We start from the raw sequence: 17,024 nt of genomic DNA, 5'->3' as shown, positions 1-17,024 counted from the left end.
TGACCTGGTCAGGTGAGTGACCCGGTCACTTCCCCGCCGCCGCCCACTCCTCCTGGACCGCGAGGTCCGCCTTGACCTCGGTGAGCTGGACGGCGACGGCCGAGGGCGCGGTGCCGCCGCGGCCGTTGCGGGAGGCCAGGGCGCCCGGCACGTTCAGGACCGTGCGCACCTCGGGGGTGAGGTGCTCGGAGATCTTGGCGAACTGCTCGTCGGTGAGGCCGTCGAGCTCCTTGCCCTCGGCCTCGGCGACCTTGACGCACTCGCCCGCGACCTCGTGCGCGACCCGGAACGGCACGCCCTGCTTGACCAGCCACTCGGCGATGTCGGTGGCCAGCGAGAAGCCGGCCGGGGCCAGTTCCTCCATGCGCTCCCGGTGGACGGTGAGCGTCGCCATCATGCCGGTGAAGGCGGGCAGCAGGATCTCCAGCTGGTCGCAGGAGTCGAAGACCGGCTCCTTGTCCTCCTGGAGGTCGCGGTTGTACGCGAGCGGCAGGGCCTTGAGCGTGGCCATGAGGCCGGTCAGATTGCCGATCAGGCGGCCCGACTTGCCCCGCGCCAGCTCGGCGATGTCCGGGTTCTTCTTCTGCGGCATGATCGACGAGCCGGTCGAGAAGGCGTCGTGCAGGGTGACGAAGGAGAACTCCTTCGTGTTCCAGATGATGACCTCCTCGGCGATCCGGGAGAGGTTCACGCCGATCATCGCGGTGATGAAGCTGAACTCGGCGACGAAGTCACGGGCGGCCGTGCCGTCGATGGAGTTGGCCGCGGAGCCGTGCTCGAAGCCGAGGTCCTTCGCGACCGCCTCGGGGTCGAGGCCGAGGGAGGAGCCGGCGAGGGCGCCCGAACCGTACGGCGAGACGGCCGTGCGCGTGTCCCACTGCCGCAGCCGCTCCGCGTCCCGGGAGAGCGCCTGGACGTGCGCGAGGACGTGGTGCGCGAAGAGCACCGGCTGGGCGTGCTGAAGATGCGTGCGCCCCGGCATGGCGACGTCCGGGTGGGCCTCCGCCAGCCCCACGAGCGCGCCCTGGAGTTCGGCGAGCAGACCGCCGATGATCCGTGCGTGGTCGCGCAGGTACATCTTGAAGAGCGTCGCCACCTGGTCGTTGCGGGACCGGCCCGCCCGCAGCTTGCCGCCGAGGTCGGCGCCGAGCCTCTCCAGGAGGCCGCGCTCCAGCGCCGTGTGGACGTCCTCGTCGGCGATCGTGCCGACGAACGAGCCGTCGGCGACGTCGGCCTCCAACTGGTCGAGCCCGCCGGTCATGCGGGTCAGCTCGTCCTCGGTGAGCAGGCCCGCCTTGTGGAGCACGCGCGCGTGGGCGCGGGAACCGGCGATGTCGTACGGCGCCAGACGCCAGTCGAAGTGGACCGACGCGGACAGCTGGGCCAGGGCCTCGGCGGGCCCGTCGGCGAACCGTCCGCCCCAGAGCCGGACGTCACCGCCGTTGTTGCTGCTCACTGCACGTGCTCCTCAAGGCTGTTGCTGAAGGCTGCTGCTGTAGGGGTGGTTGCTGCGGAGGACGTCCCGGCGCGCCGGGCCGCGATCCTCGACGAGAGGCCGAAGATCTCGATGAAGCCCTGCGCCTTGGACTGGTCGAACGTATCGCCCGAGTCGTAGGTGGCGAGCTCGAAGTCGTAGAGCGACTGGTCGGACCTGCGGCCGGTGACCACCGCGCGGCCGCCGTGCAGGGTCATCCGGATGTCGCCGCTGACGTGCCGGCCGGCCTCCTGGATGAAGCCGTCCAGGGCCCGCTTGAGCGGGGAGAACCACAGGCCGTCGTAGACCAGCTCGCCCCAGCGCTGCTCGACCTGCCGCTTGTAGCGGGCCAGTTCGCGCTCGACGGTGACGTTCTCCAGCTCCTGGTGTGCGGCGATCAGGGCGATGGCGCCCGGAGCCTCGTACACCTCACGGGACTTGATGCCCACGAGCCGGTCCTCGACCATGTCGATCCGGCCGATGCCCTGGGCGCCCGCACGTGCGTTCAGCTGCTGGATCGCCTGCAGGACGGTGACGGGCCTGCCGTCGATCGCGACCGGGGCGCCCTCCCGGAAGGAGACGACGACCTCGTCGGCCTCGCGCGGCTCGGCGGGGTCCGAGGTGTACGCGTAGACGTCCTCGGTCGGCGCGTTCCAGATGTCCTCCAGGAAGCCCGTCTCGACGGCCCGCCCGAAGACGTTCTGGTCGATGGAGAACGGGGACTTCCTGGTGGTGGCGATCGGCAGCCGCTTCGCCTCGCAGAAGGCGATCGCCCTGTCCCGGGTCATCGCGTAGTCGCGGACCGGGGCGATGCAGGTCAGCTCGGGGGCGAGAGCGGCGATGCCGGCCTCGAACCGCACCTGGTCGTTGCCCTTGCCGGTGCAGCCGTGGGCGACCGTGTCGGCCCCGTGCTTCTTCGCGGCGGCCACCAGGTGCTTGACGATCACCGGCCGCGAGAGGGCGGAGACCAGCGGATAGCGTTCCATGTAGAGGGCGTTGGCCCGGATCGCCGGGAGGCAGTACTCCTCGGCGAACTCGTCCCTGGCGTCGGCGACCTCCGCCGCCACGGCACCGCAGGCGAGCGCGCGCTTGCGGATGACGTCCAGGTCCTCGCCGCCCTGGCCGACGTCCACGGCGACGGCGACGACCTCGGCACCCGTCTCCTCGGCGATCCAGCCGATGGCGACGGAGGTGTCCAGGCCGCCCGAGTAGGCGAGTACGACGCGCTCGGTCACGGGGGTCTCCTCTCGGTGCGTTCGCCGGTATGCATGAGTATGCAGTCCACCGTATGTTTCGTCAATCCGGTCACCCCGCAGGGCCACGCCGCGAGACGACATCCCAAGTCGTTAGACAGGCGAAGGATCTCTGGCGAATAATCCAGGGCCATGGGAAAGACTTATGAACGCATCGACGGCAGGCTCCGCACGTTCATCGAGGAACAGCCGATGTTCTTCACGGCGACCGCGCCCCTCTCCGGCGACGGCACGGTCAACCTCTCCCCCAAGGGCCTCAAGGGCTCCTTCGTGGTCCTCGACGAACGGACCATCGCCTACCTCGACTTCGCCGGCAGCAACGCCGAGACCGTCGCACACCTGCGGGAGAACGGCCGCATCACGCTGATGTGGTGCGCCTTCCAGGGCCCGCCCAACATCGTGCGGGTGCACGGCCGCGGCGAGCCCGTCTTCCGCGACGACCCGCGCTTCACGGACCTGCTCGGCCACTTCCCCGGCATCGACCCGACGCCGCACGGGCTGCGCGCCGTCATCGTCGTGACGGCCGACCGCATCCGCGACTCCTGCGGCTACGCGGTGCCCTTCATGACGTACGACGAGGACCGCGACCTGCACGCCAAGCGGTTCGCCCGCGAGGACGACGACTCCCTCAGCGCGTACTTCGCCAGGAAGGACCACATCGAGCAGAGCATCGACGGGCTTCCCGGACTCCCCCTGCCGCTGCCCCCGAGCGTCGCCTGAGCCCCGCACCCACGGGCCGCCGGGCGCTCTGCGTGTAGCGACCACATACCGAGACGGGGTTGCACGCGCGCGGGACCGGGGCGTTGCATCGCGCCGTGCGATCCGAACAGACGACCACCGACCCGGCCGACGGCACGGGCTCCGCCGACCGGGCGGCCCGCCGCGCCGTCACCGTCTTCCCCGTCCTCGTCCTGGCCGCGGGCGCCCTGGGCCTCGCCGTGCCGGACGCCTTCCACGGCTGGGGCACGAACGTCCCGTACCTGCTGGGCGTCGTGATGTTCTGCATGGGTCTGACCATGACCCCGCTCGACTTCCAGGGCGTGGTCAAGCGGCCCTGGGCCGTCGCGCTCGGGCTCGTCGCGCACTACGTGATCATGCCGGGGCTCGGCTGGCTGATCGCCCACGCGCTCGGCCTCTCGCCCCAGCTGGCGGCCGGCGTGATCCTGGTGGGCTGCGCGCCGAGCGGCACCGCGTCGAACGTCGTGACCTATCTGGCGCGCGGCGACGTGGCGCTCTCCGTCTCGGTCGCCACCGTCTCGACCGTCCTCGCGCCGCTGATCACGCCGCCGCTCACGCTGCTGCTCGCGGGCGAGTACCTGCCGGTGGACGCGGGCTCGATGGTGACGGACATCCTCAAGACCGTGCTGCTGCCGGTCCTCGCGGGTCTGGTCGTGCGGTTCCTCTTCGGGCGGTACGTCGACCGGGTGCTCGGGGCGCTGCCCTGGCTGTCGGCGCTGACCATCGCCGCCATCGTGGCGATCGTCGTCGCGGGCAGCGCCGCGGCCATCAAGTCGGCCGCGGCGCTGGTGTTCCTCGCGGTGTTCCTGCACAACGGGCTCGGGCTCGCGCTCGGTTACGGCGCGGGCAGGCTGGCCCGGCTCGGCCCGCCGGCCTCGCGGGCCATGGCCTTCGAGGTCGGCATGCAGAACTCGGGCCTCGCGGCCTCCCTGGCCACGGCCCACTTCAGCCCCCTGGCCGCGCTGCCCTCGGCGGTCTTCTCCGTGTGGCACAACGTGTCGGGGGCGCTGGTGGCGGCGTGGATGGCACGGCGCCCGCGCGACTGATCACCGGCTTCGCCGGGCCGTCCCTGCCGCCGGAGGCGCCGGGTTGCCTCAGTGGTCGTTCGAGGCCAGGCGCAGCAGATGGTCCGCCAGCGCCTGGCCCCCCGCCGGCTCCCTGCTGATCAGCATCAGCGTGTCGTCGCCGGCGATCGTGCCGAGGATGTCGTGCAGTTCCGCCTGGTCGATGGCGGAGGCCAGGAACTGGGCCGCGCCCGGCGGGGTGCGCAGGACGACGAGGTTCGCCGAGGCCTCCGCGGAGATCAGGAGCTCCGCGGACAGACGCCGCATCCGCTCCTCCTTGGCCGACTCCCCCAGCGGCGCGCGCGGGGTGCGGAACCCGCCCTCGCTCGGCACCGCGTAGATGAGGTCGCCCTCGGCGTTGCGGATCTTCACCGCGTTCAGCTCGTCCAGGTCGCGGGAGAGCGTCGCCTGGGTGACGGTCAGCCCGTCGTCGGCGAGCAGCTTCGCCAGCTGGCTCTGGGAGCGCACCGGCTGCCGGTTGAGGATGTCCACGATCCGGCGGTGGCGTGCGGTGCGGGTCTGCGGCACGGCGGGACCCGCGTGGTCGCCGTGCTCGTTGCCTTGCGCCTGGCTCATCGTCGTCTCATTCTCCGGATCGTCCGTCCCCGTCGGCCTCGACGGCCTTGTCCAGGATGCCGGGCAGCGCGTGGAGGAACGCGTCCACCTCGTCGTCGCGGACGTTCAACGGCGGCATCAGCCGTACGACATCGGGGGCGGGCGCGTTCACCAGGAAGCCGGCGTCCTGAGCCGCCTGCTGCGCCCGGGGCGCGAGCGGCTCGGTGAGCACGATACCCAGCAGCAGGCCCGAGCCCCTGACATGGTCGACGAGCGGGTGTCCGAGTGACTCGATTCCGTCGCGCAGCTTTTCGCCCGCCCGCTTGGTGTTCTCCAGGAGCCCCTCGGTCTCGATCGTCTCGATGACGGCGAGGCCCGCGGCGCACACGACGGGGTTCCCGCCGAACGTCGAGCCGTGGTGGCCGGGCTTGAAGAGCTCGGCGGCGGCACCGAACGCGACGGTCGCGCCGAGCGGCAGACCGCCGCCCAGACCCTTCGCGAGCGTGACGACGTCCGGCTCGACGCCCTCGTGCGCGAGGTGCTCGAACCAGGTGCCGGTGCGGCCGATTCCGGTCTGCACCTCGTCGAGGACGAGGAGCGTCCCGGTGGCCCTGGTGATCTCCCGGGCGGCCTTGAGGTAGCCCGCGGGCGGCACGACGACGCCCTTCTCGCCCTGGATCGGCTCGATGATCACCAGCGCGGTCTCGGTGGTCACGGCGGCGCGCAGCGCCTCGACGTCGCCGTACGGGACGTGCGTGACGTCGCCGGGCAGCGGCAGGAACGGCTCCCGCTTGCCGGGCTGTCCGGTGAGCGCGAGCGAGCCCATGGTCCGGCCGTGGAAACCGCCCTGGGTGGCGACCATGTGCGGCCGGCCGGTCAGCCGGCCGAGCTTCACGGCGCCCTCGTTGGCCTCCGCGCCGGAGTTGCAGAAGTACACGCGGCCCTCGCGGCCGAAGAGCCGCAGCAGCTTCTCGGCGAGCGCGACGGGCGGTTCGGCGACGAAGAGGTTCGAGACGTGGCCGAGCGTGCCGAGCTGCGCGCTCACGGCCTCGACGATCGCCGGGTGGGCGTGGCCGAGGGCGTTGACCGCGATGCCGCCGACGAAGTCGACGTACTCCTTGCCGTCGGCGTCCCACAGCTTGGTGCCCGCGCCGCGCACGAGGGGCAGCGCGGGCGTGCCGTAGTTGTCCATGAGCGCGCCCTGCCAGCGCGCGGTCAGCTCCTGGTTGCTCATGACTCCCCCTCTGTGTCGGTTCCGGTGCTGTCGTCGTCGGGCACGACCATCGTGCCGATGCCCTCGTCGGTGAAGATCTCCAGCAGGATCGAGTGCTGGACGCGTCCGTCGATCACGCGGGCGGTCTGTACGCCGTTGCGGACGGCGTGCAGGCAGCCCTCCATCTTGGGGACCATGCCGCTGGCCAGCTCGGGCAGGAGCTTCTCCAGCTCCTTCGCGGTGAGCCGGCTGATGACCTCGTCGGAGTTCGGCCAGTCCTCGTAGAGCCCCTCGACGTCGGTCAGGACCATCAGGGTCTCGGCACCAAGCGCCGCAGCGAGTGCCGAAGCCGCCGTATCAGCATTGACGTTGTAGACATGGCCCCCTTCTTCAGGGTCCTGGGAGCGGGCGATCGAGGAGACGACCGGGATGCGGCCGTCGGCGAGCAGCGCCTCGATGGCGCCGGTGTCGATCTCGGTGATCTCGCCGACCCGGCCGATGTCGACCAGTTCGCCCTCGATGCGGGGCTGGTGCTTGGTGGCGGTGATGGTGTGGGCGTCCTCGCCGGTGAGGCCGACGGCGAGCGGGCCGTGCTGGTTGAGCAGGCCGACGAGCTCGCGCTGCACCTGTCCGGCGAGCACCATGCGGACGACGTCCATGGCCTCCTCGGTGGTGACGCGCAGGCCCGCCTTGAACTCGCTGACGATGCCGTGCCGGTCGAGGGCCCTGCTGATCTGCGGTCCGCCGCCGTGCACCACGACGGGCCTGAGGCCCGCGTGGTGCAGGAAGACGACGTCCTGGGCGAAGGCGGCCTTCAGCTCCTCGTCGACCATGGCGTTGCCGCCGAACTTGATGACGACGGTCCTGCCGTGGTGCCGGGTCAGCCAGGGCAGCGCCTCGATGAGGATCTGGGCCTTGGGCAGCGCGGTGTGCTTGCGCGCGGTCGGATTGCTCATGAGCTGTACGCGCTGTTCTCGTGGACGTAGTCCGCGGTGAGGTCGTTGGTCCAGATCGTCGCGGTCTCGGTGCCGGCCGCCAGGTCGGCGGTGATGACGACCTCCCGGTAGCGCATGTCGACGAGCTCGCGGTCCTCGCCCACGGAGCCGTTCCTGCAGACCCAGACGCCGTTGATGGCGACGTTCAGCTCGTTCGGTTCGAAGGCGGCGGACGTCGTGCCGATCGCGGAGAGCACCCGGCCCCAGTTGGGGTCCTCGCCGTGCAGGGCGCACTTGAGGAGGTTGTTGCGGGCGATGGACCGGCCGACCTCGACGGCGTCGGCCTCGCTCGCGGCGTTGACCACCTCGACCTTGATGTCCTTGCTTGCGCCCTCGGCGTCGCCGATCAGCTGCCGTCCGAGGTCGTCGCAGACCTCGCGGACGGCCTCGGCGAACTCGGCGTACTCCGGGGTGACTTCGGAGGCGCCCGAGGCGAGCAGGAGCACCGTGTCGTTGGTGGACATGCAGCCGTCGGAGTCGACGCGGTCGAAGGTGAGCCGGGTCGCGTCGCGCAGCGCCTCGTCCAGGACGTCCGCCGCGAGGTCGGCGTCGGTCGTCAGGACCACGAGCATCGTGGCGAGGCCGGGAGCGAGCATGCCCGCGCCCTTGGCCATGCCGCCGACGGTCCAGCCGTCCTTGGTGACGACCGACGTCTTGTGCACGCTGTCGGTGGTCTTGATGGCGATGGCGGCCTTCTCGCCGCCGTGCGCGGAGAGTTCGCCCGCGGCCTTCTCGACGCCCGGCAGGAGCTTGTCCATCGGCAGGGTGACGCCGATGAGTCCGGTCGAGGCGACGGCGACCTCGCCCGCGTTCAGGGACAGCGCGTCGGCCGCCTTCTCGGCGGTGGCGTGCGTGTCCTGGAAGCCCTTGGGTCCCGTACAGGCGTTGGCGCCACCGGAGTTGAGGACGACCGCGGAGACGAGACCGCCCTTGAGGACCTGCTCCGACCACAGGACGGGGGCGGCCTTGACGCGGTTGGAGGTGAAGACGCCCGCGGCGGCCAGGCGCGGCCCGGTGTTGACCACGAGGGCCAGGTCCGGGTTGCCGTTCTCCTTGATTCCGGCGGCGATGCCCGCGGCCGTGAATCCCTTGGCTGCCGTCACACTCACGGCGCGACTCCGATCGTAGAGAGCCCGGTGGCCTCGTCGAGGCCGAGGGCGATGTTCATGCTCTGCAGGGCGCCGCCCGCGGTGCCCTTGGTCAGGTTGTCGATGGCGCTGATCACGATCACGCGCCCGGCGGTCGCGTCGTGCGCGACCTGGACGTGCACGGCGTTCGAGCCGTACACGGCGGCGGTGTTCGGCCACTGTCCCTCGGGGAGCAGGTGCACGAACGGTTCGTCGGCGAAGGCCTTCTCGTACGCCGCCCGTACGGCCTCGGCGGTGACGCCGGCCTTCGCCTGCGCGCTGCACGTGGCGAGGATGCCGCGCGGCATCGGGGCCAGGGTCGGCGTGAAGGAGACGGAGACGGGGGTGCCCGCGGCGGCGCTCAGGTTCTGGATCATCTCGGGCGTGTGCCGGTGCCCGCCGCCGACTCCGTACGGGGACATGCTGCCCATGACCTCGGAGCCCAGCAGGTGCGGCTTGGGTGCCTTGCCCGCGCCGGAGGTGCCGGACGCGGCGACGATCACCGCGTCGGCCGCCACGAGGTCCGCCGCGTACGCCGGGAAGAGCGCGAGCGAGACGGCCGTCGGATAGCAACCGGGCACCGCGATGCGCTTGGACCCCTCCAGCGCGGCGCGGGCGCCCGGCAGTTCGGGAAGGCCGTAGGGCCAGGTGCCCGCGTGGGGGCTGCCGTAGAACTTCTCCCAGTCCGCCGCGTCCTTCAGCCGGAAGTCGGCGCCCATGTCGACGACGAGGACGTCCGGGCCGAGCCGCTCGGCGACGGCGGCCGACTGCCCGTGGGGCAGGGCGAGGAACACGACGTCGTGACCGGCGAGCACCTCCGCGGCGGTCGGCTCCAGGACGCGGTCCGCGAGCGGAAGAAGATGCGGTTGCAGCGCACCCAGGCGCTGGCCCGCGTTCGCGTTGCCGGTCAGTGCGCCGATCTCCACCTCGGGGTGGACGAGCAGCAGGCGCAGCAGCTCGCCGCCCGCATACCCGCTCGCTCCAGCCACTGCTGCGCGTACCGCCATGGAACCCTCCTCTTGGATGGCATGACTATACAAAGATGCGCAGTTTTATGCAATGCCCGCACGTGACGCCTAAAAACCAACAGCACTTATATAAGCACTGTTACGATGCGCCGCATGACCGACACCCCCGCACCCGACCCGTCGCTGCGGAGCCTGTGGCGGCCCCTGCGGCTGCTCCAGGCGGCCATGGACGCCGACATCGCCCGCGCCTACGCCGAGCGGCGGATCGACGGGCTCAGGCCCAGTTACGTCATGGAGCTGCTCCGGCTCCACGCGCGCGGGCCCATGACCATCGCGGAGCTGGCCGAGTCGGTGCAGCGCACGCACTCGGCGCTCAGCCAGAAGGTCGCCGCGATGCGCAGGGACGGCTGGGTCGAGACCGTCGTGGGCGACGACGCGCGCACCCGGAAGGTGACGCTCACCGACAAGTCACGCGCTGTCGTCGGGCGGCTGGCGGCGGAGTGGCGGGCCACCGAGGCCGCGCTCGCCGACCTGGAGGCCGAGATCCCCTATCCGCTCTCCCGGGTCGTCACCGACATCGAGCGCGCCCTCGAACGCAGGGGCTTCCACGAGCGGATCGCCGAGAAGCTGGCCGAGGACCCCGCGTGGGACTGAGGCGGGCGCTGCTCGACGTGGCGCCGCTGCGGTCGTCACCGCCGTTCCGGCGGCTGTGGATCGGCCAGACCCTGTCCGGGCTCGGCGGCCAGATGACGCTCGTCGCCGTGATGTTCCAGATCTGGGGGATGACGGGGAGCACCCTGTGGACGGGCGCCGTCGGCCTGGCCCAGGCCGTGCCGCTCGTCGCCCTCGGGCTCTTCGCCGGATCGCTCGTCGACCGGGTCGACCGCCGGAGGTTCTACCTCCTCATGACCGGCGGGCAGGCCGTGTGCTCGCTGCTCCTCGCGCTCCAGGGCTTCCTCGGGCACGTACCCGCCGCCGGGGTGCTGGGGCTGGTCGCGCTCCAGTCCTGCTTCGTCGCGGGCGCCGGCCCCGCCTCCCGCACCTTCGTCCCGCATCTGCTGCCCCCGCACCAGCTGGCCGCCGGTCTCGCGCTGCGCCGGATCTCCTTCCAGGGCGCCATGCTGCTCGGGCCCGCGCTGGGCGGACTGACCGTGGGCGCCCTGGGCGTCGGCGCCTGTTACGCGGTCGACGCCGTGGCCTTCACCGCCGCGCTCTGGGGCGCGTTCGGGCTGCCGCCGATGGCGCCCGGGGACGAGCCCGCGCGGCCCGGACTGCGCGGGGTGCTGGACGGTCTTGCCTTCCTGGGCCGCACCCCGGTCATCCGCGGGGCGCTGGTCACCGACCTGGCGACCACCGTGCTGTCGATGCCGATCAGCCTGTTCCCCCTGGTCAACTCCGAGCGGTTCGGCGGCGATCCGCGCACGCTCGGCCTCTTCCTCACGGCCGTCGCCGTCGGCGGCGTGGCCGCGTCCCTCTTCTCCGGTACGTTCACCCGGCTCCCCCGCCCCGGCCTGGTGATGCTGGGCGCATCCGCCGCGTGGGGCGCGGCGCTGGCGCTGTTCGGCATGTCGACCGCGCCCTGGGCGGGGCTGGCCTTCCTCGTCGTGGCGGGCGCCGCCGACACGGTCGCGGTCGTCTCCCGCAGCACCGTCGTGCAGCAGCACACGCCCAAGGAACTCCTCGGCCGCGTCGGCGCGGTGGAGCAGATCGTCGGCCAGGCGGGACCCGACATCGGGAACCTGCGCGGCGGCCTGGTCGCGGACGCCACGTCGGGGGCGGTGGCGCTCGTCGGCGGCGGGCTGCTGTGCCTGGGGGCGGTGGCCGTGGTGGGGATGACGACCAAGGAGCTGCGGGGAGCGGGCGTGTCGGTGGCGCCGGGCGCGTCGGGCGCGGCTGTCGGTGGTCCGTAGGTGAGATGTCGGCGCGCGTTGGAAGGGTGGCGGCCGACCTCGTGACCGCGCCGTCCGTCACGAGCGGCTCGTCCGCCACGAGGGGCTCGTCCGCCACGAAGAAGGGGCCTGTGCCATGCCGTCCGCGTCGCCCATGCCGTCCATGTCCTCCACGTCGCCCATGCCGACCGTTCCCGCCACGCCGTCCACGTCGTCCGGCCCTGCCGGGGGCCTCGCCGCCCCGGCCGGGGACGCCGCTTCGCCCGCCGGGGGCACCACCGCCTCTCCCACCGGGGAAACCGGCTCCCCCGCCCGGGAGGCCGCGCCCGCCCGGGACACCGGCTCCCCCTCCGGCACCGCCTCTCCCACCCGGGGGAACACCGCCCCCGCCTGGGACGTCCTCCGCCCTCGGCGCGCCGAGGGCCGCGTCTTCCTGGTGACCGGGGGCAACGCGGGCATCGGGTACTTCGTCGCGGAGCAGCTGTCCGCGAGCGGCGCCACCGTCGTCCTGGGCTGCCGGGACCCGGCGAAGGCCGAGGCCGCCAGGGGATCGATCCGCTCCCGTGTGCCCGGCGCGCGGGTACGGTCCGTGCGGCTGGACCTCGCCGATCTCGCCTCGCTCGGCCCGGCCGTGGCATCGCTGCCGGTGGCACGGCTCGACGCGGTGGTCCACAACGCCGGTGTCGCGCTCGACGACCCGCCGCGCCGCGAGACCGGGGCAGGACACGAGCTGATGTTCGGCACGAACCATCTCGGCCACTTCGCGCTGACCGCCCATCTGATGCCCCTGCTGTCGGCCGCTCCCGCGGCCCGCGTCGTCACCGTCGGCAGCTTCGCGGCGAAGTCCGAGCGGCTCGACCTGGACGACCTCCAGTCCCGGCACGACTACCGGCCCCAGCGCACCTACGGCCGTTCCAAGCTGGCCCAGATGTACTTCGGCCTCGAACTGGACCGCCGTCTGCGGGCGCTGGGGAGCACCACGGAAAGCGTGGTGGTCCACCCCGGCGGCGCCCTGGACTCCCTCACCCCGTCCCGTCCGCCGGTCCATGTGCGCGCCGCCGGTGCGCGGCTGTACGCCTGGCCCGCCGCGCTCCTCCTCCAGGGCAAGCACGCCGGTGCGTGGCCCGCGGTCCGTGCCGTGCTCGACCCGGATGTGCGCGGCGGGCAGGTGTGGGGGCCGCACCGCTTCGGCCTGCGGGGCGCACCGCGCCACGAACCGGTGTGGAGCCACCTCGCCGACCCCGCCGCCGCGGCCCGGCTCTGGGACGCCTGCCGGGACCTGTGCGGGGTCGACCCCGTCGGCTCCGTGCTCCCTCGCGCGGGCCGGGCGGATGCGTCCGGGGGCTGATGTCCGCGGAGCCGGTGCGGTCGGGCTCCCCTGCCGACACGCGAACGCCCGGCCGCGGGGTGACCCCGGGCCGGGCGGTGGACGGAGACGGAGCTAGTCGCGCGGGTCCTGCCGGGACTCGCGCTTCTGCGCCTGCTCGGCCTGCTTCTCCTTGATCCGTACGGTCTCCTTGCGGACCTCGGCCTGGGTGGCGCGCTCCTGGCGCAGCCAGCCGGGCTGCTCCTGCTTGAGGGCCTCGATCTGCTCCGTGGTCAGCGGCTCGGTGACCCCGCCGCGCGCGAGGCCCGCGATGGAGACACCGAGCTTGGCCGCGACCACCGGGCGGGGGTGCGGGCCGGTGCGGCGCAGTTCCTGGAGCCACTCGGGCGGGTCGGCCTGCAGCGCGTTCAGCTCGCTGCGCGAGACGACACCCTCCTGGAACTCTGCGGGGGTGGCCTGGAGGTACACACCCAGCTTCTTCGCCGCGGTCGCGGGCTTCATGGTCTGGGCGTTTTGGTGCGACGTCATGCCGTCAAGGGTATCGAGCGTGTGCGCGACCTCCGACCACGACGGGTAGCCTGGCGAGGTGACAGGCTCGGAAACAACCCCTTCGTTCCGGCTCGCCTACGTCCCGGGGGTGACGCCCACCAAGTGGGTGCGGATCTGGAACGAGCGGCTGCCCGACGTCCCGCTGACCCTTCTGCAGGTCTCCGCCGCCGAGGCTCCCGACGTACTGCGGGCGGGTGGCGCCGACGCCGGTTTCGTACGCCTCCCGATCGACCGGACGGATCTGAGCGCGATCCCCCTCTACACGGAGACGACGGTCGTCGTGATCCCCAAGGACCACGTGGTGGCCGCCGTCGACGAGGTGTCCCCCGAGGACATCGCCGACGAGGTCGTCTTCCACCCGCTCGACGACACCCTGGAGTGGGAGGAGCGGCCGGGGCAGGCCGCGTACGAGCGTCCCGCGACCACGGCGGACGCCGTCGAGCTCGTCGCGGCGGGCGTGGGCCTGCTGGTCGTCCCCCAGTCCCTGGCGCGCCTGCACCACCGCAAGGACCTCACCTACCGCCCGCTGACGGACGCGCCCGAGTCGCGGGTCGCCCTGGCGTGGCCCGAGGCGGAGACGACGGATCTGGTGGAGGACTTCATCGGGATCGTCCGGGGCCGGACGGTCAACAGCTCGCGCGGCCGCGCGCAGGCGCCCGCGGCACAGGCCACGTCGAAGTCCCCCGCCAAGAAGTCCCCCGCCAAGGGCGCGGGGAAGTCCACGGGCAAGCCCGCCGGAGGGTCGGCCGGCAAGGGGCAGCGGGGTGGCGGTGCCCGCCCCAAGTCCGCCAAGTCGGCGAAGTCCGGCCAGCGCGGGAAGCCCCGCCGCCGCTCGTAGTCCCGCGCTCCCCGCCTCCGGGACGCCGCTCAGTCGCGCAGCCGTGCGTTGAGCCGGGCGGCCTGTCGTGTGAGGTGGTCGCGTTCGGGGATGTTCGGCGCCGACCGGGCGGCCTGGGCGTAGAGCCGTGCCGCGGTCGCCGGATCGCCGTCGCGCTCGTGGAGGTGGGCCGCGACGGCGGCGTGCCGCGGCAGGGAGGGGTCCAGCTCCGCGAGGGCGGCCAGGCCGGCCCGCGCGCCGTCGGCCTCGCCCACGGCGACGGCCCGGTTGAGGCGGGCCACCGGGCTGTCGGTGAGGCGCACCAGCTCGTCGTACCACTCGACGATCTGCACCCAGTCGGTCTCCTCCGCGGACCGGGCGTCGGCGTGGAGCGCGGCGATGGCCGCTTGCGCCTGGAACTCGCCCAGGCGGTCGCGGGCGAGGGCGGCCTGGAGGATCCCGATGCCCTCGGCGATCAGCGCGGTGTCCCAGCGGCCGCGGTCCTGCTCGGCCAGCGGCACGAGGCTGCCGTCGGGGCCGGTCCGTGCCGGGCGCCGTGCGTGGTGGAGCAGCATGAGCGCCAGCAGTCCTGCGACCTCCTCGTGGTGGGTCCTGGCCGCCAGCTGGCGGGCGAGCCGGATCGCCTCCGCGGAGAGGTCCGTGTCTCCGGAGTAGCCCTCGTTGAAGACGAGGTAGAGCACGCGCAGCACGGTGGCGACGTCGCCGGTCCTGTCGAAGCGGACGCCGGAGACGGTCCGCTTGGCCCTGCTGATCCGCTGGGCCATGGTGGCCTCCGGCACGAGGTAGGCCGCCGCGATCTGGCGCGTGGTCAGGCCGCCGACCGCGCGCAGCGTGAGCGCGACGGCCGAGGCCGGGGTCAGGGAGGGGTGGGCGCACAGGAAGTACAGCTGGAGCGTGTCGTCCACCGCCCCGCCCCGGCCGGGCGGGGGCTCGGCCTCGACCCGCTCCTCCCGCCGCCGGCGGGAGGAGTCGGCGCGGACGGCGTCGAGGAACTTGCGCCAGGCCACCGTGACCAGCCAGCCCTTGGGGTCCCTCGGGGCGTCGTCCGGCCGGGCGCGGACGGCCTCCACCAGGGCGTCCTGGACGGCGTCCTCGGCCGCCGCGAAGTCGGCTCCGCGGCGGACGAGGACGCCGATCACCTCGGGCACCAGCTCCCGGAGCAGGGACTCGTTCACTCGGTGGCCGTGGGACGCACGCCGTAGAACGGGCGCACCTCGAGCCACTCGTGGATCGGCCTGCCCCCCGCGCCCGGGGCCGCCGACAGCTCACCGGCCAGTTCGAGCGCGCGCTCGTAGGTCTCGACGTCGATCACCATCCAGCCGGCGATCAGGTCCTTGGTCTCCGCGAACGGGCCGTCGGTGACCGGCGGCCGCCCCTCGCCGTCGTAGCGGACGAACGTGCCCTCCGGGGAGAGCGCCTGGCTGTCCACGTACTCGCCGGTCTTCTCCAGCCGGGCGGCGAAGTCGTTCATGTACTTCAGGTGGGCCGTGACCTCCTCCGGCTCCCACTGGTCCATCGGCACGTCGTTGACCGATGCCGGCGCGCCCCGGTAGTGCTTCAGCAGCAGGTACTTGGCCATGGTGGTCTCCTTGGTGAGGTACGGCCCATTGTGGCCGCGTCCACAGCAGGGACGGAGCCGCACACGGGTTCTCGACATCCCTTCGCGAGATTTTTCCGGCGGATTCTTCCGGCGGTCTTCGGAGAAGACTCAGCGGGGCCTTCCGGGACACCCGGCCGTCTGCCGTGAGGGCGCGGCGGTCCGGGCAGCGCGAGGAGAAGCAGCGCCCACCGGGCGGTCAGGCCCGGCGCCGTACCGCGTACGTCAGCGCCGCCGTCACCTCCAGCGCCGCCGCCGCGAGGAGCGCGCCCGGCAGGGACCGTGCGGCGAGCGGGCCCGCGACGGCCGCGCCGGCCGCGAAGCCGGTGATCTTCAGGCTGGCGCCGGTGGTGAAGACCTGGCCGCGCAGGCGCTCCGGCGCCTCCCGGTGGCGTATCGCGAACAGGGCGGTGAGCTGGGGCCCCTCACCGGCTCCGGCGAGCAGCACTGCGGCGATCACCGGCACCGGACGGCACGTCGCCGCGAGGGCGAGGGCCGCGGCCATGACCAGCGCGCTGCCCCACATGACCGTGTCCGGCGTGAGCAGGTCCGGGCGCCGGGACAGCGCCGCGTTGGCCGCGAGCGCGGCGACGGCGAGCCCCGAGAGCAGGACCGCCCCCTCCCCCGCCCCGCCGAGGGCCCGCTCCCCGAGCAGGGGCGCACAGGCGGTCAGCATGCCCGCCCCCGCGCAGGAGATCACCGAGGCCGTGGTCGCGCGGGCGAGCGCGGGAGTACGGGCCATCATCCGCACCCCGGCACCGAGTTCGGCGAGAAGGGACGTCGACGCCTTGGTCCCCGGCGTTCCGCCACGCCCGCGTGCCGTCCCCGCCCCCGGGAGCCCCCAGGCCCCCGCCACCGCCAGGCAGATCAGCCCGGCCGCCGCCGCCACCGCGGCCGAAGGGGCGAACAGGGCCGCCACCGTGCCCGCCAGGGCGGGCCCGAGGAGGGCGGAGAGGTTGAAGGTCATCGCGTCGAGCGCGTTGGCCCGGGGCAGGGCGTCCGGTGGGACCACGCGCGGGAGTTGTGCGGTCCAGCCGCCCGAGAGGGCCGGCGCGAGCAGGCCCGTGGCGACCGCCAGCAGCACGGTGCCCGGCAGCGGTATCGCGCCCAGGCTCGCGAGGATCGCCGCCAGGCCCGCCGCGTACAGCACGAGCGCCGCCGCGAGGAGCCGTCCCGGCCGCGCGGCGCGGTCGAGCAGGGCGCCGAGCACCGGGCCGCCCACCGCCGCCGACGCCGTCACGCCCGCCAGGAGCGCCGACGCCGTCGCCGCCGAGCCGGTCGCCGCCAGCCCGGCGAGGAGCAGGGCCGGGCCCGCCATCTCGTCGCCCGCCCGCGCCGCCGCGGCGCCGCCGAGACAGGACCACATCGCGTAACGCTTTCGCATGAGCAGGACGTTACGTACGTAACTGAAAGTTTGACCAGGTGCGTTACATTCGA

17 protein-coding genes are annotated in these 17,024 nt (G+C 73.0%); 6 read left to right on the top strand and 11 right to left on the bottom strand.

Features of this window, described 5'->3' with window-relative positions; translation table 11 throughout:
- Nucleotides 1–25 precede the first annotated feature (25 nt).
- Nucleotides 26–1,456 (bottom strand): argininosuccinate lyase, encoded by a 1,431-nt coding sequence (argH, locus tag AB0L89_RS26185; protein ID WP_365145475.1) that lies wholly within the window; start codon nucleotides 1,454–1,456, stop codon nucleotides 26–28.
- Nucleotides 1,453–2,709 carry an argininosuccinate synthase gene (locus tag AB0L89_RS26180; protein ID WP_365145472.1) on the bottom strand — a complete coding sequence of 419 codons (1,257 nt, stop codon included), beginning with the start codon at nucleotides 2,707–2,709 and terminating at the stop codon, nucleotides 1,453–1,455. Before AB0L89_RS26180 ends, argH begins: the two co-directional genes overlap by 4 nt.
- A 150-nt stretch (nucleotides 2,710–2,859) precedes the next feature.
- Between AB0L89_RS26180 and AB0L89_RS26175 the strand changes: the two genes are divergently transcribed.
- Together AB0L89_RS26175 and AB0L89_RS26170 are read left to right on the top strand one after the other, a co-directional pair.
- On the top strand, nucleotides 2,860–3,447 hold the full coding sequence (locus AB0L89_RS26175; protein WP_365145469.1) for a pyridoxamine 5'-phosphate oxidase family protein: 588 nt from the start codon (nucleotides 2,860–2,862) through the stop codon (nucleotides 3,445–3,447).
- Nucleotides 3,448–3,542: 95 nt separating this feature from the next.
- The gene (locus tag AB0L89_RS26170; protein ID WP_365145466.1) at nucleotides 3,543–4,511 is read left to right on the top strand and encodes a bile acid:sodium symporter family protein; all 969 of its coding nucleotides are present in this window, start codon (nucleotides 3,543–3,545) and stop codon (nucleotides 4,509–4,511) included.
- 48 nt (nucleotides 4,512–4,559) lie between these two features.
- On the opposite strand, the gene AB0L89_RS26165 is transcribed toward AB0L89_RS26170, so the two are convergent.
- From AB0L89_RS26165 to argC, 5 genes are read right to left on the bottom strand one after another with little or no spacing between them, the layout of a single operon-like run.
- Complete coding sequence (locus AB0L89_RS26165; protein WP_362327786.1) at nucleotides 4,560–5,105, bottom strand: arginine repressor; 546 nt, start codon at nucleotides 5,103–5,105, stop codon at nucleotides 4,560–4,562.
- A gap of 7 nt (nucleotides 5,106–5,112) precedes the next feature.
- Nucleotides 5,113–6,318: an acetylornithine transaminase gene (locus tag AB0L89_RS26160; RefSeq protein WP_365145463.1), complete on the bottom strand. Its 1,206-nt coding sequence runs from the start codon at nucleotides 6,316–6,318 to the stop codon at nucleotides 5,113–5,115.
- Nucleotides 6,315–7,253 carry an acetylglutamate kinase gene (gene argB / locus AB0L89_RS26155; RefSeq protein ID WP_365145460.1) on the bottom strand — a complete coding sequence of 313 codons (939 nt, stop codon included), beginning with the start codon at nucleotides 7,251–7,253 and terminating at the stop codon, nucleotides 6,315–6,317. Before argB ends, AB0L89_RS26160 begins: the two co-directional genes overlap by 4 nt.
- Nucleotides 7,250–8,401: a bifunctional glutamate N-acetyltransferase/amino-acid acetyltransferase ArgJ gene (gene argJ / locus AB0L89_RS26150; protein WP_365145457.1), complete on the bottom strand. Its 1,152-nt coding sequence runs from the start codon at nucleotides 8,399–8,401 to the stop codon at nucleotides 7,250–7,252. The genes argB and argJ overlap by 4 nt, the downstream gene beginning before the upstream one ends.
- Nucleotides 8,398–9,426: an N-acetyl-gamma-glutamyl-phosphate reductase gene (gene argC / locus AB0L89_RS26145; RefSeq protein WP_365145454.1), complete on the bottom strand. Its 1,029-nt coding sequence runs from the start codon at nucleotides 9,424–9,426 to the stop codon at nucleotides 8,398–8,400. The genes argJ and argC overlap by 4 nt, the downstream gene beginning before the upstream one ends.
- Before the next feature lie 114 nt (nucleotides 9,427–9,540).
- On the opposite strand from argC, the gene AB0L89_RS26140 reads away from it, so the two are divergent.
- From AB0L89_RS26140 to AB0L89_RS26130, 3 genes are all read left to right on the top strand, one after another.
- Nucleotides 9,541–10,041 (top strand): MarR family transcriptional regulator, encoded by a 501-nt coding sequence (locus AB0L89_RS26140; RefSeq protein ID WP_365145451.1) that lies wholly within the window; start codon nucleotides 9,541–9,543, stop codon nucleotides 10,039–10,041.
- Nucleotides 10,032–11,297: an MFS transporter gene (locus AB0L89_RS26135; protein WP_365145448.1), complete on the top strand. Its 1,266-nt coding sequence runs from the start codon at nucleotides 10,032–10,034 to the stop codon at nucleotides 11,295–11,297. Before AB0L89_RS26140 ends, AB0L89_RS26135 begins: the two co-directional genes overlap by 10 nt.
- Nucleotides 11,298–11,457: 160 nt before the next feature.
- Nucleotides 11,458–12,624 (top strand): SDR family NAD(P)-dependent oxidoreductase, encoded by a 1,167-nt coding sequence (locus AB0L89_RS26130; RefSeq protein WP_365145445.1) that lies wholly within the window; start codon nucleotides 11,458–11,460, stop codon nucleotides 12,622–12,624.
- Nucleotides 12,625–12,717: 93 nt separating this feature from the next.
- Here the strand turns inward: AB0L89_RS26130 and AB0L89_RS26125 are convergent, their stop codons facing one another.
- Nucleotides 12,718–13,131 (bottom strand): DUF5997 family protein, encoded by a 414-nt coding sequence (locus AB0L89_RS26125; RefSeq protein WP_365145442.1) that lies wholly within the window; start codon nucleotides 13,129–13,131, stop codon nucleotides 12,718–12,720.
- 58 nt (nucleotides 13,132–13,189) lie between these two features.
- On the opposite strand from AB0L89_RS26125, the gene AB0L89_RS26120 reads away from it, so the two are divergent.
- Nucleotides 13,190–13,990: a LysR substrate-binding domain-containing protein gene (locus AB0L89_RS26120; protein ID WP_365145439.1), complete on the top strand. Its 801-nt coding sequence runs from the start codon at nucleotides 13,190–13,192 to the stop codon at nucleotides 13,988–13,990.
- Between the two features lie 29 nt (nucleotides 13,991–14,019).
- Here AB0L89_RS26120 and AB0L89_RS26115 read toward each other — a convergent pair whose 3' ends face one another.
- The 3 genes from AB0L89_RS26115 to AB0L89_RS26105 form a co-directional block, all read right to left on the bottom strand.
- Complete coding sequence (locus AB0L89_RS26115) at nucleotides 14,020–15,165, bottom strand: DUF6596 domain-containing protein (protein WP_365145437.1); 1,146 nt, start codon at nucleotides 15,163–15,165, stop codon at nucleotides 14,020–14,022.
- Nucleotides 15,162–15,569, bottom strand: a complete 408-nt coding sequence (locus AB0L89_RS26110) for a YciI family protein (RefSeq protein ID WP_365145434.1) — start codon at nucleotides 15,567–15,569, stop codon at nucleotides 15,162–15,164. The genes AB0L89_RS26115 and AB0L89_RS26110 overlap by 4 nt, the downstream gene beginning before the upstream one ends.
- Nucleotides 15,570–15,786: 217 nt before the next feature.
- The gene (locus AB0L89_RS26105) at nucleotides 15,787–16,971 is read right to left on the bottom strand and encodes an MFS transporter (protein WP_365145431.1); all 1,185 of its coding nucleotides are present in this window, start codon (nucleotides 16,969–16,971) and stop codon (nucleotides 15,787–15,789) included.
- Nucleotides 16,972–17,024: the final 53 nt, after the last annotated feature.

The sequence above is a fragment of the Streptomyces sp. NPDC052114 genome (genome assembly GCF_040680155.1).
In the GTDB taxonomy this organism is placed as follows: Bacteria; Actinomycetota; Actinomycetes; order Streptomycetales; family Streptomycetaceae; genus Streptomyces.
This window is presented reverse-complemented; position numbering and strand designations above follow the sequence as displayed.